The sequence below is a fragment of the Streptomyces endocoffeicus genome (assembly GCF_016741935.1).
In the GTDB taxonomy this organism is placed as follows: Bacteria; Actinomycetota; Actinomycetes; order Streptomycetales; family Streptomycetaceae; genus Streptomyces; species Streptomyces endocoffeicus.
This window is the reverse complement of the sequence record NZ_JAERRG010000041.1, coordinates 38,606-63,041: the sequence shown is the minus strand read 5'-3', so window position 1 is coordinate 63,041 and position 24,436 is coordinate 38,606. Positions and strand designations below refer to the sequence as shown.

Below are 24,436 nucleotides of genomic sequence, written 5' to 3'. Positions count from 1 at the left end.
ACTGCGGCCGCGTCAGCGGCAGAACGGAGACGTCGGAAACAACGGCCTGCGACTCGGAAGACACACCAACATGCTCACACCGCTGAAGCCCCTGCACCCACAGAACTAACGAAAAGCTCAGTAGCGGTAGTTCGTTAAATCCGGCGGTAGAGGTCAATGCCGTGTCCGGTGGTGACCGCGTCGATCAGGGCCTGGAGCTCGGAGGGTGGGTCCCTGTCCGTCCAGGCTCGCCACCATCGGGTGAGGGTGGTGGCGGGGGTGAGCCAGGAACGGATGGCTCGTAAGGCCTTGGGCCAACAAGGTTGTTGGGGCTGGTGGGACGGGGCCGGTCCCCCTCTCTGGCCCCTTGTCGGGGCACGGGTCCGGCCCGGTGGTATCCAGGGGCCCTGGTGGGGCGAACCACTGGTCCCAGCAGAAGGAGAAGGCGCAGTTGACCAGAATCTGGTGGCGGCGGATGGCGCGGTCGGAGCGGACTTGGAAGTCGGCCCAGCCGAGTTCGTCCTTGACCTGCTTGTAGCTCTGCTCAATCCACGGCCGCAGGCCGTAGAGGCGGACGATCTCGGCGAGGCCGGCCGGCGGGTGCGGGCCGGTGGTGGCATGGGGTGCGTCGGGGTGAGGCAGGTTGGTAGCCAGGTACCAGGTGGCCTTTCTCCGGGAGGCCGGCTGGGTCGGTGGTGGCCACGACCAGTCGGCAGGGTGAGTCGGGGCCGTAGCCGCCCAGGCGGGCATCGGCGGCCCACCAGGTCTCGGTGTGCCCGTCACGGAAGTGACGCTCCACGGGCGTCCAGTCGCCTGGACGCCTGGCATCGCGCCAGGTCAGGGCGTGGGCGTCTTCGATGGGGGTGTGCGGCTGGTCTGCCGGGGCCCAGGTGCCGCGGTGCGGCTTGAGCGCGACCACGTAGGCCAGGCCGGCCTGGCGCAGTGCGAGGTACCAGGTGTCGCTGACGGAATAGGCGCAGTCGGCGACCACCGCGCGGCAGCCGAAGCCCGCCTCCTTCCCGCGGGCCGCGAGGGCTGCGGCCAGCTGCGGTTTGGTGCGGAAGGCCGGGTCGGAGCGGCCGCGGGCGAAGTGGTGGGCGGGGGTGTAGGGAGTGGCGTGCAGCGGGTAGTACACACGGCCGTCGGTCCACACCGTGGTCACCGTGACGACACCGTTGTCCGTCTTGCCCAGCCGGCCCAGCCACTGCCTGCCCACATGTGCGGTGGCTGTGCCGTCCTTGCGGTCCCCGGAGTCATCGATCACGATGACCCCGCCGTCGTGCGGAGCCGTCGCCGGCTGCTCGCGCAGCAGTTCAAGCCGCCGGTCGTTGATCTGCTCGGCCTCCCAGGGCGATTCGGACAGGAAGAACTGCAGCCGCTGCACCCCCGGCATCCCCGCACCCGCCACCGGCTCCGCCCCTGCCAGACAGGTGATCGTCTTGTTCCGCTCCCGTGGCGCCAGCAGTCCGGTCAGGTACTCGCGAAACCCTCGCCGCTGGGCCAGGCTGAAGAAGAGGTCGTCGAACCGGGCCGCGTAGTCCTCCAACGGCCCCGGCGCAGGCGGACACGGACGGCGAGCGGTCATCTTCAGCCTCCGGCAAGGCAGTTGACTCCTACCACCGGCCTACGACCAACCCGACCAGCCGTCAACCCACACCACCGCCGGATTTAACGAACTACCGGTAGTGCGCAGCCCGGTGTGGCGCGTTTCCCCTGGAACGCTGGATGGCCGAACCCGCGGTCAGCTACCGCGACGAGACCGGGCACTTCGTCCGCTGGTCGGTACAGCATCGGCATGCCCGCGGCCTCACCTACGGAACCGTCCGCTGGACCCGCTGAGCACCATCGACAGCGAGAAGCGCTGGGCCGACGCCCGGCGGCTCCTCAACGACGACACGCTGCTCACCTCCGACCGAGTCGCCGGACTGCTGCTGATCCTCTACGCACAGAAGATCGCCGCCATCAGCCAACTCACCGTCGACGACGTCGACACCTTCACAATCACCTTCGGAACCTCACCGGTTGTCCTCCCGGCGCCGCTCGCCGCCCTGGTCCGCGAACTCGTTGCGACCCGTAGTGGCAAGGCGAAGATCGGCACCCCTGACGACATCCCATGGCTCTTCCCAGGAGGGCATCCAGGGCGACCGCTCAGCGACAGTCAGATCGACGTCCGGCTGCACAAGATCGGGATCCGGCCCCAGCCGGACCGCTCCACTGCCTTGTTCACCCTCGCCTCAGAACTGCCGACCGGGACCACATCCACACCGACCTGGGCGACAAGGTCGCGCAGTCGCTCCAGGGCGGGCCGCACCAGGGTAGCCCCGGAGTGGCCCTCGTCCTCGAACACCCACTCCTCGGGCAGCTCAAGACGCTTCTCGGCGGCGTGCGCGCGCAGGGCCGCAGTCTGCGAGCCGTCCGGCAACGCGGGAACCGCCCGACCGTCTCCATCTCCCGCTGCAGGTGCACGGGTTCGCGTCAGCGCTGCGAACCCGTGCGAGTGGGGCGCGTAACTACTCGCCCGCCAGGTCGCGCCGCAGGCGGGCGACCAGCGCCTGCAGCCGCCGGCGCATGTCGCCCGGTTCGAGCGTCGGACTCATCGTGCCGTGGGTGGGAATGACCCGTGCGAAACCGAAGCCGTCGAGCCGCTGGAGTGAGTCGACCTGGGCGGGCCAGGAGTACCAGCACACGGACGGTTCTGCGCCGAGGTCATGACGATAGGGGTCCCAGCCGAGCGAGTCGCCGGTGAACAGGGTGCCGTCGTCATTCAGGTACATGACGTGCCCCTCGGTGTGCCCGGAGGTGGGGATCGCCAGCACGCCGGCGGCGACCTCGCAGGTCTCGGCACTCGTCAGGACCCGGCCTGCGAACGGGGCGGCGTCAGCGTCGGCGGCATGGATGACCACTTCAGCACCGAACGCATCGGCATAGCGCTCGGCGTCGCCGACGTCGTCGCGGTGCGTCAGCAAGATCGCCGCGATCCCGCCGAGCGACTCCATCCAGGCACGTAGCGACGGGGTGAAGCGCGGCGCGTCGACGAGGAGGTTGCCCGCGGTGCGCTGCACGAGGAAGGCGTTGCCGCCTGCGGCCTTGCGCGAGTTCGAGCCCGTCCGCCAAGTGGCGGGTGCGATCTCCAGGGGGTGGTGTCGCCGCCACGTCACGCCGGATTCGGTGCCGATCGACCGGGACGGGCACACCTCGGCGGCGAGCTGTGCATGCAGGACCTCGTCTTCGGTGGTTGGCTGGCGGGTCATGACGAAGTGCTCGCCGTCGGTTGCCAGCCCGAACAGCGTCGGCGCGAGCGAGACCGAACCCCCGCAGCCGATACAGCGGTCGTCGACGAACCAGTCTCCGGCCACGTTCTCAGGGTGGCGCCGGTCTCCGCGAGCCATCGTCGTTCCCCCTCCGAGCAAAGGGTCACCAGGGGAGTCAACGTATCACTAATGGAACATTAATGTTCCATTAGTGATCATCAATGTCCATCATCGGGGCCCAGTAGTACAGTGACCGGCATGAAGGAGCCGGGGCCCGAGGCCGCAGGAGCACGAACACGAAGTCGTACACGCCGCGCCATCCTCGGCGCGGCCGCCTCCGTGCTCGGCCGCGACTATCACGCCACGCTGGCGGATATCGCAGACGCCGCCGGCGTCGGCCGCACGACACTGCACCGCTACTTCTCCGACCGCACCGGGCTCGTCAGTGCAGCCATCGAGGACTCCATCGCGGCGATCGATGAGTCGGTGACTGGCGCGGCCATCGACCAGGGCTCCCCCATCGAGGCGATGCGCAGGCTGGTCACCGCGATGGTGGCGGTCGGCGACCGGCTGGTATTCCTGTTCGGCGATCCGCGCGTTCTGGAAGGCCGCGGCACAGCAGACACACCGGACCCTCTCCATGACCCGGTGATCACTCTCATCAAGCGCGGGCAAGCCGAAGGCGCCTTCGACCCGGACGTCACTCCCGCCTGGATCCAACGTGTGCTCTGGTCACTGGTGTACACCGGGTACCAGGACGCCGACGCTTGCGGGCTGCCGAGGCACGGCATCGTCTCCGCTGTCATCCGCACGCTCGAAAACGGCATCCATACGCCCAGCCCGGAACACCGCCGGGCATGAGCCGCGATCTCAGCCAACCAACAGGTCAGTCCTTCTGGTTCCTGTCGGGGAACGCCTTGCCGGCGTGAAAACATGGTCGCGGCGCCCGCTCGCCGACTCCGGTTGCTCGTTGGGACACCAAGCCCGTAGGTCAGTCTGGTGCAGGGGCCGCTGCGGGGCCTTGCCTTGTTGCCGTGGAGCACGCCGGTCAGATTTCGTTTCCCCGTGGCCCCTTGGGGCGGGTGCCGCCTGTACGAACGGAACGAGGGGAAAGGGGCGCCCGCCCGTGGCGGAGAGGGATGCCGAGGAGAGCGAGCAGGGTCCCGGAACTGGTGGAGAGGGTCGCGGCGATCGATATCGCCAAGGCGTCCGGGATGGTGTGCACCCGGGTGCCACACGAGGACAAGCCCGGCCGGAGGGTGCAGCGGGTGTGGCACGTGGCCGCGACCAGCGGCGCCATCCTGGAACTCGCGGACCACCTGAAAGGTCATTTCAGTTGAACCATCACACCGGCCAACAGAGTCCTTCAAGCTTACCTGCCCAGCGGGCCGCGGTGGTGTGGCCGACCTGGAAACGCTCCGCCGCTCGTCGTAGTGGCCGGCCGTCCTCGACGACACACCGGGCGAGACGCAGCCTACCGGTCGGAGTCAGCGGGGCATTACGGAGGGACAACGAGGGCCCCGATGGGCTGACGGAAGCTTCAGCCGTCCAATCGGCACGAGCTGACGCGCCGGGCGGCGGCTCGTCTGACGATCTGATGGTTGGTCGGAGTGGACTCCCAAGGTTAACCTGTGCCGCCTGCACGCTGAGCGTGCGGGCCGCAACGCTGAACCGCCGCTCCCAGGAAGAACTGTGACGAACCTCCAGGATCCGCAGGACGCACAGGACATGCCGAACATCTCCGATGACGCCAACTCTCCGGAGCCGCCCCCCGGCTGCTCGGCGCACGCCGGAGCCGCGCCGCTCTACGGGCCGCGGTTCCAGGACGATCCGTCCGGGGTCTATCAGCAGATGAGGCGGGAACACGGCTCGGTCGCCCCGATCTTGCTGGAGGGCGACCTGCCCGCGTGGCTGGTCCTCGGCTACCGTGATGTCCTCCGGGTCACCACCGACGTCCAGACCTTCGAGCGGGACAGCCGCCGCTGGAGTTGCTGGCCGCAGGTCCCGGCCGACTGGAACCTCCTGCCCTGGGTGGCGCCCGGCCCGGTCGTGCTCCACACGGAAGGGGAAGAGCACCGGATGCGCTCGATGGCCATCAGCCAGGCCATCGCCGCCATCGACCCCTTCGAGCTCCAGTCGTACTGCGAGCGGTTCGCCGACGACATGGTCGACACCTTCGCGGGCCGCGGCAACTCGAACCTGATAAACGAGTACGTCTACGCGGTGCCCTCGCTTGTCATGGCCCGGCTGTTCGGCATCCCCAACGACGAACTGGAGACCGTGGCGAAGGCCGTGTGCGCCACGGTGATCGCCGACGACGACGCCATCCCGGGCCAGCAGCGCGCCGCCGAGCTGCTGGCGCGGCTGGTGGCGGCCAGGCGCCAGGCTCCCGGATCGGACATCATCTCCCAGCTTCTCCAGGCTGCCCCGACCCTGAGCGATGAGCAAGCCGTCGCGGACCTGATGGCGATGATGGCCGGACAGCTACCCCTCACAGCCTGCTGGATCGGCAACACCATCCGGCTGATGCTCATGGACGACCGCTTCTCTCTGACTCTGTCGGGCGGCCGTCTCAGCGTCGGCGAGGCGCTGACCGAGGTGCTGTGGGCCGACTCCCCCATGCAGAACCTCCTCGGGCGTTACGTCACCCGGGACACCACGCTCGGGGGCCAGCACCTCCGCGCCGGGGACCTCGTCGTGCTCGGATACGCCGCCGCGAACCGGGACCCCCTGCTGTGGTCCGACTCGGACGCGGGCTTCGCCGGGAACAGCGCCCACCTGTCCTTCAGCCACGGGGACTACGGCTGCCCGGTGGGGGCGCCGGAGATGGCCAAGACGATCGCGCAGACGACGGTCGCGGTGCTCCTCGACCGACTTCCTGATGTGACGCTGGCAGTCGCCCCGGACGAGCTAGAGTGGCTGGATTCGCTCTGGTACCGCGGCCTGGCCAGCCTTCCCGTCACCTTCACACCCGCTCCGGCGGGGCAGCCGCGCTGATCCCTCGCTGCAAGGAACCACCCTGACGAACCTCCCAGCCCCGCAGAGCCACCCACCCCCTTCCCCAGCCGCTGCACGGGCCGCAGTTCTGGAGGATCCGGCTGCGGCCTGCCCGCGGATACGGTATTCACCACCCACTGCGGACCGGAGCACAGCTCTGCGCGATCCTGCTGCCCATTTGCCGGCTCGGTCGCGGGCATGACCTTGATCGGGCGTGTGGTCCTCGAACTTCATGACCGAGACCCACGCCCGCTACGGAACTGGATGATCTATTGGCATGTGGAGCGGAAGAACGTCTGCGTCTACTCCCAGCTCAAGAGCTGTTCGTCGTCCGAGGTCGCGGCGATGATCGAGGGCCTGTTGCGGCACTGCACGGACACCGAGATCGAGTCGAACTACGTCGACACGCACGGCGCGAGCGTGGTCGGGTTCGCCTTCACCGAGCTGCTCAAATTCCGCCTGCTGCCCCGTCTGAAGAACATCGGCAGCATCCTGTGCCGCCCGAAAAGTGATCGCTGCACGTCATGCTGCATGTATGTACTCGTTGATGAGGCCGCCGAGGATCCGGGTGCGCAGGACTTTGCGGGTGTTGAGGTTGGGCGCCGCGATGGGTTGTTCGGAGGCTTCGGGTGGTAACTGGTTCCGCGCTTGGTGGGGCCGGTGTCGGTTGTAGTGCCGCTCATAGGCGCCGAGGACCTGGCGGGCGTGGGTCTCGTTCATGATGAGGATGTGGTCGAGGGCTTCGCGTCGGATGCTGCCGATGACGCGTTCGCAGTGCGCGTTCATGCGGGGAGCTTGTGGCGCACTTTTGATGATCTCCATCTCCTCGGCCTGGAAGACAGCGTCGAACGCCTCGCCGTACTTGCCGTCGCGGTCGCGCACCAAGAAGCGCAGGGTCTCGATGCGTATGCCCAGGTCGGATGTGAGGTTCCTGGACTGCTGCACTGCCCAATCCCGTGTCGGGCGGGCGGTGACCCCGGCGATGTGCAGCCGCCGAGTACCGTGCTCGAGGAACGCCAATGCGTACAACCGCCTGCCGAGAGCGGTGTCGAAGTGGAAGAAGTCTGCCGCGATAATCCCGTCGGCTTGCGCGGTCAGGAACTCGCGCCAGGTGGGACCTGAGTGACGCGGTGCGGGGTCGGTGCCGGCCGCGTTGAGAATCTCCCAGACCGTAGAGGCGGCGATCCGATGCCCGAGTCGGGTCAGTTCACCTTGGATCCGCCTGTGCCCCCACCTCGGATTCTCCCGGGCCAGCCGCAGGACGAGTGCCTTGATCGCTGCCGTAGTGGGTGGGCGTCCGGTGCGTCGGCGCGCGGTGTAGTCCCACTTCGCGGCGATGAATCTGCGATGCCAGGCGAGCAGGGTGCCGGGGGTGACAGGGAAGACCTCGCGCCAGTGGCGTCGAGGTATCAGGCCGGACAGAGTTGCGAACCAGAACCGGTCGGCGGGCTCATAGCGCACCGGTCCGGTCAACTGGCGGCGCAGGACCGCGTTCTCGTGCCGCAGCACCAGCAGTTCCGCGTCCTTCGCCATCTCGCGACGGAGGAGCACTGTCGGAACGGTCAGTAGCTTCCGGGTCACCTTGTACAGCAAGGACACGATCACGTAAGGCATGATTTCAGCGGCCCGCCGCACCCCGCTCACCTGCGGCGATGACTTTTCGAGCGGCACAGGATCGAGGCTAAGAGGGCGCGCGGATAGGTGGGGTGGAGGAAGGAGCGGGGCGAGGGGCAAGCATGGCAAGGCGGAGGAGGGAGGCGACGCGGAGCGTCGTCGACCGACGACAACGCCGCCAGGCGCCGCCCATCGCCCCGCGACGCCGCCCCACCTATCCGCGCGCCCTCTAACCTCGGGCTTTCGCGTGGCCGGGTGTCCGATGGGTGATCGGAAACGCGAAGAGTGCTCCTGACCTGCAACGATGGGACTTGTCTAGGGCCCGGGTCGTCGCATGAAAGAAGCACTCCTCAGGTGAAGAAGCGTATCGGGTCCTATCCGCGTGTCCGCATCGAGGGCGGCGGGAGCGGGGCTCAGGTGCGCGTCTCGGGATTTGGGCGACCCTTGACCGCTCCCGCCCGCGGATGCCACCCTCTCGCTCATGCCGAGGACCCCGCTGACCAGCCGCCGAGTGGTTGATTACATGCTGATCGCCACCAGCGAGTGTCGCTTCCGCTGACGGTTCATCCCGTCGGGCGTTCTCATCGGTTGATCGCCGGATTCCGCTAGCTCGTCTATTGCGTTCGTCCCGCCTCTCCCGTCGCCCAGCTCCTTGCGTCCCGGTGCGTGAGCGACGGCGCTTTCCTGTCGCGAACGTCCCGTAACGCGCTGGCTGTTCTGCCGCCTTGCCCACTGCCGTTGTGCGCTCTCACGCGCCCACCGGGCGGGCGCGAACCACCCGTGAAGCGCTACCTATTCCTGCTGCCCTGCCGTGCTGCCCGCCGCCGTTGTGCGCTCTGACGCGTCCACCGGGGGGCGGCTTCGTGCGGCCCAAGAAGGAAGACAGTTCAGGCCATGACCACGTTCCGTCCACGCCGCCCAGCGTTTGCGCTCGGCGCCATTGCCACCGCCTCCGCCCTGTTCCTGTCGGCGTGCGGTTCCTCAGGCAGCAGCTCGAACCCAGGTTCGGGTGGCGGTTCGCCGCAGACCGGCGGCACGCTCACGTTCTACGACCCCGTCCCGTACCAGAAATGGCAGACCACCAACTCGCTGTGGTCGGTGAGCCAGGTCACCGACAACATCGGTGAGCGCCTCATCTGGCAGGATCCCAAGACCGGCAAGCTGAAGCCGTGGCTCGCGCACTCATGGTCGGTCAGCGCCGACCATAAGACCTACACCTTCCGCCTCAAGCCGAACCTCAAGTTCACCGACGGCACCGCGCTGACCTCCCAGGTGGTCAAGGACAACTTCGACCAGCATGGCTTCGGCGACAAGAAGTTGGGCATCTCGGCCGACCAATTCTGGAACGGCTACGCCGGCACCAAGGTCATCAGCGACACGACGTTCCAGATCAAGCTGAACACGCCGGATGCCGGCTTCCTGCAGGTGCTGTCGAACTACCGCGCCTCCACGATCCTCGCTGAGTCGTACGTCAAGCAGAACCTGGCAGGACAGAGCAAGATCCAGAACTGGGTCGGCACCGGCCCGTTCAGGTACGCCGGCGGCGACGGTGTCAACGAGGTCATCCTCAAGCCGAACCCGCACTACACCTCGTGGCCGACCGGCTCGGCCCACACGGGCCGGGCGTACCTGAACGAGATCGACTTTAAGTACGTCCCGGAGGAGAGCACCCGCATCGGTGCGTTGCAGTCCGGCCAGGCGCAGATCGTCCGCAACCTGTCGCCCACTGACGAGCAGACTGTCAGCTCCTTCGGCGGCCAGCTGAAGTCGTTCGGTGTGCAGGGCGAGACCAACGCGCTTGCCGTCCAGGTCAAATCCGGCCTCATCACTGACGACAAGCATGTGCGGCTTGCGCTCAACGCGGCCACCGACCGCAAGGAAATCAACCAGGCCGTTCTGTCGTCGAACTACGGCACCCCGATCGGCCCGCTCGTCAAGGGCACGCCGGACGCCCCCGACCTGTCGAGCTATCTCACCTACGACCCCGACAAGGCCAAGCAGCTGCTGCAGAACGCCGGCTGGACGCTGAACTCGGACGGCTACCGCTACAAGAAAGGTAAGCAGTTGCACTTCGACATCTGGGTCGCGCCGTACTACCAGGTCTCCCAGCAGGTGCTCGAGGTGCTGCAGTCGCAGTGGAAGAAGGTCGGCATCAACCTGACGATCCACAGCGTCTCGCTCGACCAATACGAGTCGATCTCGGCGGCCGGCGGCACGGGCAACAAGAAGTTCTCGTTCAGCCAGTCCCAGACCTCGACAGCTGACCCGAACGTCCTTCGCGTCGACTACGACACCATCCGCGCCAACGGTCTGGGCCAGGACGTGAAGAGCCCGGACACGAAACTGAACGAGCTGGTACGCAACCAGGCCGAGATCTTCGACCCGACCAAGCGCGCGGCGGCCGTCAAGAAGATCGGCGAGTACGTGTACCAGCAGGGCTACAGCATCCCGCTCTACGACGAGACGCAGGTCTTCGGCCTGTCGTCCGCGGTGCACGGCTTCGGGACCGAGTCGACGGCTCGCGCCTGGCTGTACGACACCTGGCTGAGCAAGTGACGGACGGGGACCAGCGAAGAGGCCGGTGAAGAGCAATGCGACGCTACATCCTCAAGAGACTGGCACAGGCGATCGTCGTCCTCTGGGCGGCATACACCCTGTCCTTCATTCTCCTGAGCGTGCTGCCCGGCGATGCCATCAGAAACCGGATCAACGCGCCGGACTCCCTGATGACACCGCAGCAAGCACAGACACTCCTGGAATACTACGGATCGAATCGACCGCTCATTGAGCAGTACTTCCGCGAGCTGGGTGGCCTCTTCACCGGCGACCTTGGCTACTCCATCACCAACGGCGGCACGGTGTGGAGCCTGCTGACGCTCAACCTGCCCCCGACGGCGAAGCTCACAGGCCTGGGCCTGGTGATCGGGCTCGTGTTCGCGGCGATCGTCGCGCTCCTGATCAACTATGCGAAGTTCGGCTGGCTGAAGGACATCTTCAGCTTCCTGCCTGCGCTCTTCACCTCGGTGCCGATCTTCGTCATCGGCATCATCGTGCTGAATGTCTTCGCCTTCGACCTGCACTGGATCCCGCCGGTGGACAACCACACCTTCACGGCGCTGATCGCACCGGCGGCGACGGTAGGGCTGGCGGTCTCGGGGCCACTGGCCCAGGTGCTGAGCAACTCGATCCGGCGGACCCGGGGCCAGCCGTTCGTCCATGTCATGCACGCCAAGGGAGCGGGCGAGGGCTATATCTTCCGCAAGGACATCCTGCGGAACTCCTCGCTGCCGATCCTGACCCTACTCGGCCTGACGATCGGCGAACTGCTCGCCGGCGCGGTCGTCACCGAGAGCGTCTATGCCCGCGCCGGCCTGGGACAGCTGATCGTGACGTCGGTCAACACCCAGGATCTGCCGGTCGTGCAGGGCATCGTGCTGCTGACGACGGCGATCTACGTGACCGTCAACTTCATCACCGACATTGTCTACCCCTTCATCGACCCGCGTATCACGCTCGATGGGAAGACAACGCGCGTCACTCGCACCAGGCGGGCTGCGACGGCCGAGGAACTCGGCGGAGATCTTGTTGGGGCGGCTGAACTGTCCAAAGAGCGCTCCCCAGTTGAGGTGGCAAGGCCATGACCGCAATTGCAGATACCGCTGGCCTCGTCGACGCCAGGTCCGGACAGTCGGCTCCCGGCAACGACGGTAAGTCCCGTGCTGCCAGCGGCCTGGTGTGGCTCTCTCGGCACTGGAGCCTGGTGCTGGCGGTCGCGATTGTGGCGATCATCCTGCTGTGGGCGATCGCCCCCAGCCTGTTCACCAGCCAGGACCCGCTCACCATCGTGCCCACGGCGAAGTTCCTCCACCCGTCGTCCGAGCACTGGTTCGGCACCGACCAGCTCGGCCGTGACGAGTACGCGCGCATCATCTACGGCGCCCGCCCATCGCTGATCGGCTCCGCCCTGGCCGTTGCCATCGGCGTCGTGGTCGGATCCCTCATCGGCGCCGTCTCCGGGTGGTTCGGCCGGTGGGTGGACGCCCTGATCATGCGAGGGATCGACGTCGTGCTGTCGATCCCCGGTTTCCTGTTCGCGATCGTCATCGTCGTCGTGCTCGGCTTCGGCGTCATCCAGGCCGCGGTTGCGGTCGGCCTGACGTCCTCGGCCACCTTCGCCCGCCTGATTCGCGGCGAGGTACTCAAGGCCAAGGCCAGCAACTACGTCGAGGCGGCGGTGACGAGCGGCACCTCCTCGCTGGCGATCCTGCGGCGCCACGTGTTGCCCAACTCGATCGCCCCGACTGTCTCGCTCATCACGCTGCAGTTCGGCGTGGCCATCATGTGGATCGCCTCGCTGAGCTTCCTCGGACTGGGCGCCCAGCCGCCGCAGCCCGAGTGGGGCCGCCTGGTCACCGACGGCCGTAACTACATCGCCAGTGCCAGTTGGCTCACGCTCTGGCCGGCCGTCGTGATCATCGTGGCGGTTCTGGCCACCAACCACATCTCGCACTTCATCAGCAAGCGGAGCAGCTCCCGATGACCGTCACCAACGAATCCGCCCCCGGGAGCGTCGACGGCACGAGCGGCGAGCGCCTGCTGGTGGTCGAGAACCTCAACGTTGCCTACAAGGTCAATCGGCGGCTCAAGCCGACCCTGCATGACGTCAGCTTCAGCATCGCCCCAGGTGAGGTGGTCGCACTCGTCGGCGGGTCCGGTTCGGGCAAGACCACCACCGGCCATGCCATCCTCGGGCTGCTGTCGGAGAACGGGCATGTCACTGGCGGCAAGATCATGTTCCGTGACCAGGTGCTGACCGAGCTGTCGCCGAAGGGCTGGCGCTCTTTGCGGGGCCGTGCCGTCAGCTTGATCCCGCAGGATCCGACCGTTTCGCTTGACCCACTGCGCCGTGTGGGTGAGCAGGTCGAGGACATGCTGTCCCTGCACAGCAACCTTGACGCCGCACAGCACCGGCAGAGGGTCTACGAACTGTTCGAGACCGTCGGCTTCCGTGATGTCGAGCTTCGGTATCGCCAGTACCCGCACGAGCTGTCGGGCGGTATGAAGCAGCGCGTCCTGATCGCCTCCGCGATCGCCGGCGAGCCCGACCTGATCATCGCCGATGAGCCGACCTCGGGCCTGGACGCCACCGTCCAGAAGCAGGTACTTGACCTCATCAGTGACCTGTGTCGCCGCAGCCGCACGGCTGTCGTTCTGGTCACCCACGACCTGGGGGTCGCCGCCGACCGTGCCGACCAGATCGGCGTCATGGAGCACGGGCGGCTCGTGGAGGTCGGCACCCCCGACCAGATCTTCAACAGTCCCCAGCACCCGTACACCAAGCGGCTCGTCGGGGCGGTGCCGTCACGGGTCGCGGTACCCGTCCGCGATGTCGCAGCGGTCGAGAAGCGCGAGCCAGCCATCACCGTCACGGACCTGCACAAGTCGTACGGCGACATCGAGGCGGTTGCCGGGACATCGTTCGAGGTACGCCATGGCGAGACGTTCTCGATCGTCGGCGAATCCGGCAGCGGCAAGTCGACGACGGCCCGCGTGCTCCTGGGACTCACGGAAGCAACCTCGGGTTCCGTGTCCGTGCTCGGCAAGGACATCACCCAGCTCGACCGGCGCGGGTACCGGCCGCTGCGCCAGGACATCCAGATCGTCTACCAGAACCCGTACTCGTCCTTCGACCCGCGATTCGACGTGTTCGATGTCGTCGAGGAGCCGCTGCGCGCCTTCCAGCCCCCGCAACTGCCCTGGAAGCGAAAGAAGGCCAACCGCGACCGGATCGTGGCGGCACTTGAGGCGGCCGCGCTGCCGCCGTCATTCGCCGACCTGCACCCGGCGGAGCTTTCGGGCGGCCAGCGCCAGCGCGTCGCCATCGCCCGAGCGCTCGTGGTCGAGCCGAAGATCCTGGTGCTCGACGAACCCATCTCGGCGCTCGACGTCTCGGTCGCGGCGCAGATCCTTCAGTTGCTGGAGAACCTCCAGAAGGAGCGAGGTCTGACCTACGTCTTCATCTCGCACGATCTGGCGGTCGTGCGGGCGATCTCGGATCACGTAGCGGTCATGCAGAACGGGCAGATCGTCGAGCAGGGGTCTGCCGACGATGTCTTCAGCCGGCCGTCGTCGCCGTACACGCAGAAGCTGCTGGCGGCGATTGCCGGCCAGAAACTCGTCCACCTCTAACGATCGAGGATCATGAACACCACTGTTGCCGCAACCTCCCTCCAGGAGGCGCGGGCCACGTTCGACGCAGTCTTCGCGGAGTTTGCCGAAGGAGCAGGGGAGCGGGATCTCAGCCACGAGAACCCCATCGACCTTGTCCGGGCCCTCACGGACGCCGGCTTCGGCCGGCTGCGGGTGCCGGTCGAGCTCGGCGGCTTCGGCGTGGACCTCCCGACGCTGTTCGAGCTGCTTGCACAGGCCGGCGAAGCCGACTCCAACGTGCCGCAGATCTTGCGCGGTCACTTCACCACGGTTGAGATTCTGCGCCACACCGAAGACCAGGAGACCGCGGCCTATTGGCTGCGCAAGGTGGCCGCGGGTGCCGTCTTGGGCAACGCGCAGTCAGAACTCAACGGAGCGCCCTTCGAGACCACGACGAAGGTCGAGTCCGTCGATGGGCAGCATCTCGTCTCGGGCACGAAGTTCTATTCGACGGGGTCGCTGTACGCCGACTACATCCGCGTCGCGGTCGCGGACGACAAGGGCAACCGACGGTTCTCCGTTGTCCCCGCCCGGCACCCCGGCGTCGCCCACCTCGACGACTGGGACGGCATCGGGCAGCGCTTGACGGGCAGCGGCACGACGGTCTTCGACCGGGTGCCGGTCGAAGACCACGGCGAACTGGGCCGCTACAAGGAAGACCTGCGTTCGCTCAACTCCTTCGTGCAGCTGGTGCACCTGGCCAACCTGACGGGCATCGCCCGCAGCCTTGTGGCCGAGACCGCTGCCGTGGTGCAGGGACGCAGCCGCACCAGTCTCCACGCCCTGTCCGACAAGGCCACGCAGGATCCCGACGTACTTGGCGTGGTCGGGCGCCTGTACGCGCACCGGTTCACCGCTGATGCCGTGCTGCGCAAAGTGTCCGAGGCATTGGAGAGCGCCGAGACCGCCGACACCCCGGAGGCCTTCGCCCAGGCCTACATCGAGACCTCGGCTGCCCAGGTCGCGCTCATCGACATCGTTCTGGAGGCAGCGAACCTGGCCTTCCACGCCGGCGGTTCCTCCACCGCACGCGAGCGGGCACATCTGGATCGCCACTGGCGCAACGCCCGCACGCTGGCCTCGCACAACCCCGTCATCTACAAGCCCCGCGTGATCGGCGACTACGTCATCAACGGCACCGGCCCTGTCAACGGCTACGACCGGGGCCGCGCATCCGCGGCCGCCGACAACTGAGAGGTCCGCATGGCCAACCAGCTCCACATCAACGTCAATATCCTGAACTCGGGTGTCTTCGGCGGCGCCTGGCGCCTGCCCGGCAGCGACCCGCTCGCCGCCTACTCGATCGACCACTACACCTCGATCGCCAAGAAGGCCGAGACGGCTGCACTCGACGCCGTCTTCCTGGCTGACGGCCCGGTCATCGAGCCGATCATTCGCCACCGTCCCGGCAACAACTTCGAGCCCTCGACCGTGCTGGCGCGCATCGCTGCCCAGACCGAGCGCGTTGGCCTCATCGGCACCCTCTCCTCCAGTTACAACGACCCCATCGAGCTGGCTCGCCGTATCGGTGACCTCGACCACATCAGCGGCGGTCGGGTCGGCTGGAACGTCGTGACCACGGCCGGCCCCGCTGCCGCTCGTAACTTCGGCCGTGACGAGGAGCCCGACCACGCGCTGCGCTACCGCCGCGCCGGCGACTTCACCGAGCGCGTCGTGGCCCAGTGGGCCGGCCGTGAGGAGTTCACCTCCCCGCAGGGCCGTCCCGTGGTGGTGCAGGCCGGCGGGTCGAGCGACGGCAAGCGGCTCGCCTCCCGGGTCGGCGAGGTCATCTTCTCCGCTTCCCAGGACATCGACGACGCCAAGGCCTTCCGCGACGAGATCCGCGCCGGCACCGTTCAGTTCGGGCGCCGTCCGGAGGATGTCGTGATTCTGCCGGGCCTCTCCACGGTGGTCGGCAGCACCGAGGAAGAGGCACGCAAGCGCCGGGAGCTGCTCGACGACCTGCTGCCGCTGGCGTACGGCCGTACCCGGCTCGCGGCTCAGCTCGGCTTCTCGGTCGATGACCTCGACCTCGACCAGCCGATTCCGCAGGAGCTGCTGACCGACCCGGACGAGGCCGGCGGCTCGCAGAGTTTCTACAAGATCGTGCGCGCGATTATCGAGAAGGAGCAGCCGACGCTGCGCCGGCTGCTGCGCCGGCTCTCGGGCAGCAACGGCCACCGCATCGTCGTCGGCACACCTGAGCAGATCGCCGACAACATGGAGCACTGGTTCCGTTACGGCGCCGCCGACGGCTTCAACGTCATGCCCGACGTCCTGCCGTCCGGCTTCGACCACTTCGTCGACGGTGTGATCCCCGAACTCCAGCGCCGCGGCTTGTTCCGCAAGGAATACGAGGCGGACACGCTGCGCGGTCACCTCGGCTTCACGATCCCGCCGGCCCCCATCGCGTTCGACGTGTCCGAGCAGGCGCTCGAGACCGCGCGCTGAGCGAGAGAGAACACGTGATGAGCATCGTCATCGTCGACCTGGCGGTCGGCACCATCATCTCACCCTCCGACGCCGCCGGTATCACGAAGGCCGCCGCGGACGCCGGGGTCACGGCGATTCGCGTTCTCGACGGCGCGCCGGGCCAGGCCCTGGACGCCTCGGTCATCGCCTCGTATCTGGCCGGTACGGATGCCGCGCTGTGGTCGGATCTCGGGTGGATCCTGGAGGCTTCGACGAGCCACAACGCGCCGACGAACCTCGCGCGCCGATCGAACTCGTTCGACCGGGCCACCGGTGGGCGTGCGGCGCTTGCCCTGCGCGCCGGCGACGGGGACGAGGTCAGCGACCCGGTCGCGCCGAAGCCGGGCAGCGACCGGTCGGCTCGCTGGGACGAGCACGCCCAGATCCTCAAGGGCCTGTGGACGTCCTTCCCGCCCGCAGCGCTCGTCGGCGACCAGGACGGCGAGGTCTTCGCCGAACACACCCTCATCAAGCCGCTCGACTTCGAGGGTGACTACTACCGGGTGGCCGGTCCGCTGGACGGCCCCACCTCGCCCCAGGGCGGCCCGCTGCTCCTCGCCGACGATGTGGACACCCTCGGCTGGGACGTCATCGCCCGCAACGCCGACGTCGTTGTCGTCGACCGGAAGGCGGTGCCGACGGCCGATGCCAATCTGTCCGCCGCCCTGGCGCGAGCGGGCCGGCGGCGCGAGAGCGTCGCGCTCATCGTCCGCGTCGACGTGACCGAGCCGGAAGCGGTGGCGGCCACCCTGCCGGCCCTCGTGGCCGAGCACGGGCTGGACGGCGTCGAGCTCGTGGCCGCAGGCGGCAAGGACGACGTGCTGACCCTGATCGCGGACGTCCTGCCGGCCCTCGCCCCGAGCACCGGCGCGACCCTGCGCAGCGCCTTCTCGCTGACGCCGTCGGCCTGAGGCGTCCCACGCGGCTGACCCCCACGCGTCCCGTGAACCCACGTCACAGTTCAGGAGGTACGGCTGATGCCGGCCCAAGCAGCCGTTGGGGAGACAACCGCCCCAGCCACGACCGCCGCCGCAGCGGTCGACGCCGCCGAAGAGCGACCACTGGTAGCCCGCACGAAGAAGTACGCCCTGGAGAAGCTGGCGCCCGCGGCACTTCGGACCGACCGCGAGCACGTCTCACGGGAAACGATCGAAGACCTCCGCGGCCTGGGGCTGCTCAACCACCTGGCGCCCCTGGAGTTCGGCGGCGCCGGCCTGGACCGTTACGCCGACCGCCGGCTGCACGAGTTGCTCGCCTACGCCGACCTCAATGTCTGGCTGATCTGGGCCCAGCACGCCCCGACCGTCGCGCGCGTCGCCGGCACGCTGAACTCCGCGGCGGGCGCATCCCACCCCCTGGTCGAGCCCGTGCTGCGCGGTGAGTTGCTGATCGGTGCGGCACTGAGCGACGTGCGCCGCTACCCGACCGGCCATCTGACCGCGCGGCGCTCCCGCGACGGATGGACGGTGAACGGCACGGTCTCGTGGTTCAGTGGCTGGGGCCTCAACGAGGCCGCCGTCCTCGCCGCGGTCGACCCTGAGTCCGAACAGGTCATCCTGGCCCTCGTCCCGATCGATGAGCACTACCGCGCGACGCCGCTGGCGCTCCAGGCGCTGTCCGGGAGCCGCACCGAGCGCGTCCGTATCCTCGACGCGGTGGTACCGGACACCTACGTGCTGGACGTAAAGCCGCTGGCCGAGTGGCAGCACAGCGACATCTCCACCGCCGGCAACGCCGGCTCGCAGTTCTTCGGGCTGGGCAGGCGCATCCTCGATGAGATCGCCGGCGAACCGCACGGTACCGGCGTCGCCGAGGCCTGGCTCCCGTATCTGCGGGACCTGCGTGCCCGGGCGTATGAGCTGGCGGACGCGGTGCTCGATGGCGGTGACCCCGATGCCTCGCTCGCGGAACGGCTCTCCCTCAAGGTCCGCGCAGGCGAGGCCCTGACGACGCTCAGCGGCGCACTCGTGGTGGCTCGCGCCGGCCGGGGACTGCCCGCAGACAACACCGCACAGCTGCATGCCCGCTCCGCTCTGTTCCTTCAGGTGCAGGGACAGACCAGGGCAGTACGCACCGCGCAGCTCGACGCGATCACCGACCGCGTTCCCCGGCTCCCCTGAGACGCCACCCGAGACAGGACACCGACATGAGCTACCTGTGGTACATCCCCAACCAGATCGAGCCTGGCCACCGCGGCGACGACACCAGCGGGGACCAGGGCTGGGGCACCCTCGGGCACTCCACCGACCTGGCCCGCACCGCCGAGGACCACGGCTGGGAGGGCGCGCTGCTGGGTACCGGCTGGGGCCGCCCCGACACCTTCACGCTGGGCGCCTCGCTGGCCGCCCGGACCACGACCTTCAAGCCGCTGATCGCCGTGCGGCCCGGCTACTGGCAGCCCGCGCACTTCGCGAGCTCCGCCGCCACCCTCGACCACCTGAGCAGCGGCCGGGTGCTGGTCAACATCGTCAGCGGCCTGGACAACCTCGCGGCCTACGGCGACTACACCACCGACCCGGCCAACCGCTACGAGCGCACCCGCGAGTTCGTCCAGCTGGTCCGCCGGCTGTGGACGGAGGAGAACGTCACGTACCGGGGCGAGCACTTCGCTGTGGAGAACTCCACAGTGGTGCCGCACCCCGACGGCTATCCCGACCGGCACCCCACCCTCTACTTCGGCGGCGCGTCCGAGCCCGCCGAGCGGGTGTCGGCCGCCGAGGCGGACGTGCAGTTGTTCTGGGGCGAGACGCTGGAGGGCCTGGCCGAACGCATCGAGCGGCTGAAGAAGCTGGAGGGCGAGGTAGAGCGCAGGCACAAGCCGCTGGAGTTCGGCCTGCGCATCACCACACTCGTCCGTGACACCTCCGCGGAGGCGTGGCGCGACGCCGAGGCCAAGGTCGCCGGCATGGCCGAGAACGCTGGGGCCACCCCAGGCTATGCCGCTGCCGGCAACCGCAAGACCGCGGTGGGCCAGCGGCGTCTGTTCGAACTCGCCGAGCGCGGCGAGGTGCTCGACACCTGCCTCTACACCACGCCGGGCACGGTGGGCGGCGGCGGAGCGGGCACCACCTGGCTGGTCGGTTCGGCCGACGAGGTCGCGCAGGCGCTGCAGCGCTACCGGGAGCTCGGCATCTCGCACTTCGTCCTGTCGGACACGCCCTACAAGCAGGAGATCATCCGCGTCGGCGACGAGCTGCTGCCCAGGCTCCGCGCGCTCAACAGCACCCGGTGAGCGCCACGACGTCACCCGTTCCCGTTTCCTCCTGAAGAGAGCCCGCACAGATGAGCCTCACCGACAACACAACGATCAACCGGGCTGGTATCCGCTACGGCGACCCGGACTTCGTCCTCGGAGCGACCTCGCCGGTCATCGAGCACCAGCTGCGTCACCGCTCGGTGCGCGCGTTCCTGCCGACGCCCGTCACCGAAGAGCAACTGCGGGCCATCGTCGCCGCGGCGTCCTCGGCGTCGACGTCCTCGAACCTGCAGGCCTGGAGCGTCATCGCGGTGACCGACCCGGAGCGCAAGCGGCGGCTGTCGGACCTGGCGGCGCGGCAGCAGTTCATCGTCGAGGCGCCGTTGTTCCTGGTCTGGGTGGCCGACCTCGACCGCGGCCACCGCCTGGCGGAGCGCGACAGCAAGCCGCTCGGCGCCACGGTCTACCTGGAGTCCACGCTGCTCGGCGTCATCGACACCGCGCTGGCCGCCCAGAACGCGGTCGTGGCGTTGGAGTCACTCGGCCTGGGATCGGTCTTCGTGGGCGCGGTCCGTGACCACCCCGAGGAGTTCGCCGAGGAACTGGGCCTGCCGCCGCACAGCGTGGCCGTCTTCGGGCTGGCGGTCGGGCACCCCGACCCCACCGAGGACGCCGACGTCAAGCCCCGCCTCCCGCAGACCGCCATTCTGCACCGCGAGACCTATGACGCCGGCCGGGCCGACGCCGGCCTGCCGGCGTACGACGAGCGCCTGGCCGCCTACAACCGCGGCCACGGGCTCACCGGCGCGTGGACGGAGCGCGTCCTGGCCCGGCTCGCCGGCGCTGCCAGCCTGACCGGCCGCGACAGGCTCCGCGTCCTCCTCGAACGCCGCGGCCTGCCCTCCCGCTGACCACTGTCTCGGGCTGCCCTGTTCACCCGTTCCGCCGCCCAACCATCCGGAGCCTTCCATGAGCAGCGACCAGTTCCACCTCAACTTCTCCCTGATGTCGCCCGGCCACTACCGCGCCGCCTGGCGGCTGGCCGGTGCCGACCCGCATGCCTACCTCGATGCCGACCATTACGTGCGCCTGGCAAAGCTTGCCGAAGAGGCCGGCATCGACGCCGTGTTCCAGGGCGACAGCCCCGCGCTCGGGCCCGAGATCGCAACCGGAACCTCGGGCGGCCTCGACGGATTCACCCTGCTGGCCATGATCGCCGGCGCCACCGAGCGGATCGGCCTGCTGCCGACCGTCTCGACGACCTACAGCACGCCCTACAGCCTGGCCCGGCGCTTCCAGAGCCTCGACCACCTCACCAAGGGCCGTGCCGCGCTCAACGTGGTGACCACGGGCAACCCGGCGGCCGCCGCGAACTTCGGGGTGTCCGCCCACCCCGACCGCGACGCCCGTTACCGCCGGGCGCACGAGTTCCTGGAGGTCATCACGCGGCTGTGGGAGGCGTGGGAGCCCGGCACCATCATCGCCGACAAGGCCACCGGGCAGTTCGGCGACCCGAGTCGCATCCACGCCATCGACCACCACGGCGAGTTCTTCGACGTCGCCGGCCCCCTGCCGGTGCCCACCTCGCCGCAGGTTCGCCCCGTCATCTCCCAGGCGGGCGAGACGCCGGCCGGCCTCGAGCTCGCCGCCCGGTACGCCGACGTGGTGTTCGCCGCCGGCCACACCGTGGCCAAGGCCAAGGCCTCGCGTGATGACATCCGTGCACGCGCGCAGGCACACGGCCGGGACGCCGACAGCATCAAGTACTCGCTCGGCCTCATCGTGCTGGTCGGCACCGACGAGGAGGATGCCAAGCGCCGCCACGACGAACTCAACGCCACGCTGCCCCCGCTCGAGTACCTGGTGTCGGCGGTCCTGTCGTCGCTCGGCCTGCCGGCTGACGCCTTCGGCCCCGACGACGTCATCCGGCTGGAGGACGTGCCGGCCGAGCCGAACCTCAAGGCCTTCTCGGTCGGTATGTACAACAACACCCGTGCCGTACTGGCCGAGGGCCCGCGCAGGCTGCGCGAGCTGGTGGCCCACACCGCGGGCATCGGCACCCACCGGCTGGTCGTCGGTTCGCCGGAGCGCATCGCCGACGACCTGGAGTCGTGGTGGCGCCAAGGAGCCGCCGACGGCTTCACGGTGATGTTCGCCGACACCCGCGTCGACCTCGAACGCTTCGCCACCCTGGTGGTGCCGATTCTCAAGGAGCGTGGCCTGTTCCACCGGGAGTACCCGGAGGGCACGCTGCGCGACCGTCTGGGCCTGCCGGTGCCCGGACTCCAGCCGGCCGGCCGTCGACTCGCTGCGAGTCCGGCCTGAAGGTGACCGCGATCCAAGACGGGCATCCGCCCCTTGGACCGAAGTCAATAAGTCTATTGGATACCACTCGGAAGGCTCCTATGACTCTGGATGTGGCAGACGCTGCGCCGGGGAGTCCGTCGACTCCCGCCGAGCCGCTGACCGTCGCTCGGCTGCGTACCGTGACGGCGCCGATCCTCGCGCGGCTGGCAGTTTCCGCCGCGGAACGCGAGGAAACGCGCGACTACCCCTTCGACGACGTGCGCGCCCTGGCGCGTGCGGGCGTCGCCCTGGCCGTGGTGCCGCGTGAGGAGGGCGGCGCGGGAGGCTCCCTGCGCGATGCCGTGGACGTCGTCATCGAGATCGCGCGTGCCGACTCGAACGTCGCCCAGGCGCTGCGCTCCACGTTCATGTCCGCGTGGGCCGTGACGTCCCGGCCGGACACCCCGAACCGCGACGAGACGCTGAGCCGGCTACGGCACGGGCACATCCTGGCCGGCACCGCGAACGAGCGGAGCGGCGGCGCCAGTGGGTCGGTGAACACCACCGCCGTGCGCAACGGCAACTACTGGGTGCTGAACGGCGAGAAGTACTACTCCACCGGCGGGCTGTACGCCGACTGGTTCGGCGGGACGGCGAAGACTCCGGAGGGTGCCGTCCTGCGGTTCACGGTGCCGGTCGACCGCGAGGGCGTCGAGCGCCTCGACGACTTCGACGCGGTCGGTCAGCGGCTCACCGCCAGCGGCACCACCCGCCTGACCGACGTCCTTGTCGGCGACGACGAGGCGATCCTGGTCGACGCGAACTCGCCGGTCGCGGACAACCCGTGGCAGGGCAGCTATCCCCAGCTGCACCTCGCGGCGATCGAGGCGGGCATCGCCGCCCGAGTCCTCGACGACGCGCTGTGGTGGGTGCGGGAGAAGGCCAGGCCCATCAAGCACAGTTCGGCCGACAAGAGCATCGACGACCCGTACATCCGGCGTCGCATCGGGGAGATATCGGCGTACGCCCGCGCGGCGCGCTCAGCCGTCGTGCTCGCCGCGGAGGAGCTCGACTCGGTGCGCGGCCTGCACAGCGAGGAAGCGCACCGGGCCGGTGCCCGCGCCGCGGCCGCCGTCGCGGAGGCCGCGGTCATCGCCATCGACGCGGCTCTCTCGGCCGCACCGCTGATCTTCGATGTGGGCGGCGGCACCCTCACCGACCGCGAGTGGGGCTACGACCGCCACTGGAGAAACGCCCGCGTCATCGCCAACCACAACCCCCGCGACTGGAAGCTCGCCGTCGCCGGCGCCTACCGGCTCGGCGTCGCCGAGCCCCCGACCACCGGCCTCTTCTGACCATCTCCGAAAGGAATCACCACACCCATGAGCATCGGCCTGACCCGTTACCTCGGCCGCACCGGCGTCCGCGTCTCACCGCTCACCCTCGGCGCCATGAACTTCGGCCGCTGGACCCGGGACAAGGAGAGCCTGGAGATCATCGGGGCCGCGCTCGACGCGGGGATCAATGTCGTCGACACCGCTGACGTCTACGGCAACGGCGGCAGCGAGGAGATCGTCGGCAAGGCCATCAAGCACCGCCGCGACGACCTCTTCCTGGCCACCAAGTTCCACGGCCAGGTCGGCGACAATCCCCACCACGCCGGCAACAGCCGCCGCTGGATCGTCAAGGCCGTCGAGAACAGTCTGCGCCGCCTCGGCACCGACCACCTCGACCTCTACCAGGCGCACCGGCCCGACGAGCACACCGATCTGCTGGAGACCATCCGGACGCTCGACGACCTGATCCGGCAAGGCAAGATCCGCTACTACGGCACCTCGGTCTTCCCGGCCCACCAGAAGGTCGAAGCGCACTGGCTGGCCGAGAAGCACGGCCTCATCGCCCCGCACACCGAACAGGCGCCGTACTCCCTCCTCGTCCGCGGGGTCGAGCGCGAAGTCTTCCCGACCGTCCAGAAGTACGGCGAGGGTGTCCTCTCCTACGGCCCGCTGGCCGCCGGCTGGCTGTCGGGCAAGTACCGCGTCGGCGGCGAGCAGCCTCAGTCGGCCCGTGCCGAGCTGACCGCGGGCCGCTTCGACATCTCGCTCGAGCGCAACCAGCGCAAGCTTGCCGCCGCCGACGCGCTCGCCACGCTGGCCGAGGACAACGGCCTTACGCTGCCCGAGCTGGCGGTCGCCTTCGCGCTCAACCACCCGGCGGTCAGCAGCGTGATCATCGGACCGCGTACCCACGCCCACCTGGAGACCTACCTGAAGGCCGCCACGGTCGAGTTGAGCCCCGAGATCCTGGACGCCATCGACGAGATCGTCGAACCCGGCACCCAGTTCCTGGAGCGCGACACCGGTCGCGACACCCCCTCGCTGCAGCCGACCGCGTTGCGCCGCTGAGTTCCCGCCCATCCCCTCCCCCAAGC

General features: G+C 68.6%; 19 protein-coding genes and 3 pseudogenes. 17 read left to right on the top strand and 5 right to left on the bottom strand.

The window, feature by feature from the left end; translation table 11 throughout:
• Positions 1 to 153: 153 nt before the first annotated feature.
• The 3 genes and pseudogenes from JK364_RS48335 to JK364_RS48320 form a co-directional block, all read right to left on the bottom strand.
• A pseudogene (locus JK364_RS48335) lies at positions 154 to 1,564 on the bottom strand (IS701 family transposase).
• A 573-nt stretch (positions 1,565 to 2,137) separates the two neighbouring features.
• On the bottom strand, positions 2,138 to 2,401 hold the full coding sequence (locus JK364_RS48325; RefSeq protein WP_201857821.1) for a recombinase family protein: 264 nt from the start codon (positions 2,399 to 2,401) through the stop codon (positions 2,138 to 2,140).
• An 88-nt stretch (positions 2,402 to 2,489) separates the two neighbouring features.
• Complete coding sequence (locus JK364_RS48320; protein ID WP_201857820.1) at positions 2,490 to 3,335, bottom strand: 4Fe-4S domain-containing protein; 846 nt, start codon at positions 3,333 to 3,335, stop codon at positions 2,490 to 2,492.
• 153 nt (positions 3,336 to 3,488) lie between these two features.
• Between JK364_RS48320 and JK364_RS48315 the strand changes: the two genes are divergently transcribed.
• Entirely contained in the window at positions 3,489 to 4,091 is a 603-nt protein-coding gene (locus tag JK364_RS48315; RefSeq protein WP_201857819.1) for a TetR/AcrR family transcriptional regulator, read from the top strand.
• A 278-nt stretch (positions 4,092 to 4,369) separates the two neighbouring features.
• Positions 4,370 to 4,570, top strand: a complete 201-nt coding sequence (locus JK364_RS48310) for a hypothetical protein (protein WP_201857818.1) — start codon at positions 4,370 to 4,372, stop codon at positions 4,568 to 4,570.
• 19 nt (positions 4,571 to 4,589) lie between these two features.
• Here JK364_RS48310 and JK364_RS48305 read toward each other — a convergent pair.
• Positions 4,590 to 4,742: pseudogene (locus JK364_RS48305) on the bottom strand (IS481 family transposase); the annotation flags it as partial.
• A gap of 180 nt (positions 4,743 to 4,922) precedes the next feature.
• On the opposite strand from JK364_RS48305, the gene JK364_RS48300 reads away from it, so the two are divergent.
• On the top strand, positions 4,923 to 6,227 hold the full coding sequence (locus tag JK364_RS48300; RefSeq protein ID WP_201857817.1) for a cytochrome P450 family protein: 1,305 nt from the start codon (positions 4,923 to 4,925) through the stop codon (positions 6,225 to 6,227).
• Positions 6,228 to 6,438: 211 nt separating this feature from the next.
• Positions 6,439 to 6,710 (top strand): annotated as a pseudogene (locus JK364_RS48295) (Tn3 family transposase); the annotation flags it as partial.
• Between the two features lie 39 nt (positions 6,711 to 6,749).
• On the opposite strand, the gene JK364_RS48290 reads toward JK364_RS48295, so the two are convergent.
• On the bottom strand, positions 6,750 to 7,832 hold the full coding sequence (locus JK364_RS48290) for an integrase core domain-containing protein (RefSeq protein WP_307841635.1): 1,083 nt from the start codon (positions 7,830 to 7,832) through the stop codon (positions 6,750 to 6,752).
• A 903-nt stretch (positions 7,833 to 8,735) separates the two neighbouring features.
• Between JK364_RS48290 and JK364_RS48285 the strand changes: the two genes are divergently transcribed.
• From JK364_RS48285 to JK364_RS48225, 13 genes are all read left to right on the top strand, one after another.
• Entirely contained in the window at positions 8,736 to 10,397 is a 1,662-nt protein-coding gene (locus JK364_RS48285; RefSeq protein WP_201857816.1) for an ABC transporter substrate-binding protein, read from the top strand.
• A 35-nt stretch (positions 10,398 to 10,432) separates the two neighbouring features.
• The gene (locus tag JK364_RS48280) at positions 10,433 to 11,482 is read left to right on the top strand and encodes an ABC transporter permease (protein ID WP_201857815.1); all 1,050 of its coding nucleotides are present in this window, start codon (positions 10,433 to 10,435) and stop codon (positions 11,480 to 11,482) included.
• Positions 11,479 to 12,381 carry an ABC transporter permease gene (locus tag JK364_RS48275; RefSeq protein ID WP_201857814.1) on the top strand — a complete coding sequence of 301 codons (903 nt, stop codon included), beginning with the start codon at positions 11,479 to 11,481 and terminating at the stop codon, positions 12,379 to 12,381. Before JK364_RS48280 ends, JK364_RS48275 begins: the two co-directional genes overlap by 4 nt.
• A gap of 59 nt (positions 12,382 to 12,440) precedes the next feature.
• On the top strand, positions 12,441 to 14,030 hold the full coding sequence (locus tag JK364_RS48270; protein WP_307841634.1) for a dipeptide ABC transporter ATP-binding protein: 1,590 nt from the start codon (positions 12,441 to 12,443) through the stop codon (positions 14,028 to 14,030).
• Between the two features lie 12 nt (positions 14,031 to 14,042).
• Complete coding sequence (locus JK364_RS48265; RefSeq protein WP_201857813.1) at positions 14,043 to 15,245, top strand: acyl-CoA dehydrogenase family protein; 1,203 nt, start codon at positions 14,043 to 14,045, stop codon at positions 15,243 to 15,245.
• A gap of 9 nt (positions 15,246 to 15,254) precedes the next feature.
• Positions 15,255 to 16,502, top strand: a complete 1,248-nt coding sequence (locus JK364_RS48260; protein ID WP_201857812.1) for an LLM class flavin-dependent oxidoreductase — start codon at positions 15,255 to 15,257, stop codon at positions 16,500 to 16,502.
• A gap of 17 nt (positions 16,503 to 16,519) precedes the next feature.
• Entirely contained in the window at positions 16,520 to 17,434 is a 915-nt protein-coding gene (locus JK364_RS48255; protein WP_201857811.1) for an LLM class oxidoreductase, read from the top strand.
• A gap of 66 nt (positions 17,435 to 17,500) precedes the next feature.
• A complete protein-coding gene (locus JK364_RS48250) occupies positions 17,501 to 18,643 on the top strand; it encodes an acyl-CoA dehydrogenase family protein (protein WP_201857810.1) in 1,143 nt (380 codons plus the stop codon).
• A gap of 26 nt (positions 18,644 to 18,669) precedes the next feature.
• Positions 18,670 to 19,755, top strand: coding sequence for an LLM class flavin-dependent oxidoreductase (locus tag JK364_RS48245; protein WP_201857809.1), 1,086 nt, complete (start codon positions 18,670 to 18,672; stop codon positions 19,753 to 19,755).
• A 50-nt stretch (positions 19,756 to 19,805) separates the two neighbouring features.
• Positions 19,806 to 20,630: an NADPH-dependent oxidoreductase gene (locus JK364_RS48240; protein WP_201857808.1), complete on the top strand. Its 825-nt coding sequence runs from the start codon at positions 19,806 to 19,808 to the stop codon at positions 20,628 to 20,630.
• Positions 20,631 to 20,688: 58 nt separating this feature from the next.
• The gene (locus JK364_RS48235; RefSeq protein WP_201857807.1) at positions 20,689 to 22,044 is read left to right on the top strand and encodes an NtaA/DmoA family FMN-dependent monooxygenase; all 1,356 of its coding nucleotides are present in this window, start codon (positions 20,689 to 20,691) and stop codon (positions 22,042 to 22,044) included.
• A 92-nt stretch (positions 22,045 to 22,136) separates the two neighbouring features.
• A complete protein-coding gene (locus JK364_RS48230; RefSeq protein ID WP_201857806.1) occupies positions 22,137 to 23,360 on the top strand; it encodes an acyl-CoA dehydrogenase family protein in 1,224 nt (407 codons plus the stop codon).
• A gap of 27 nt (positions 23,361 to 23,387) precedes the next feature.
• Positions 23,388 to 24,410, top strand: coding sequence for an aldo/keto reductase (locus tag JK364_RS48225; protein ID WP_230993666.1), 1,023 nt, complete (start codon positions 23,388 to 23,390; stop codon positions 24,408 to 24,410).
• Positions 24,411 to 24,436: the final 26 nt, after the last annotated feature.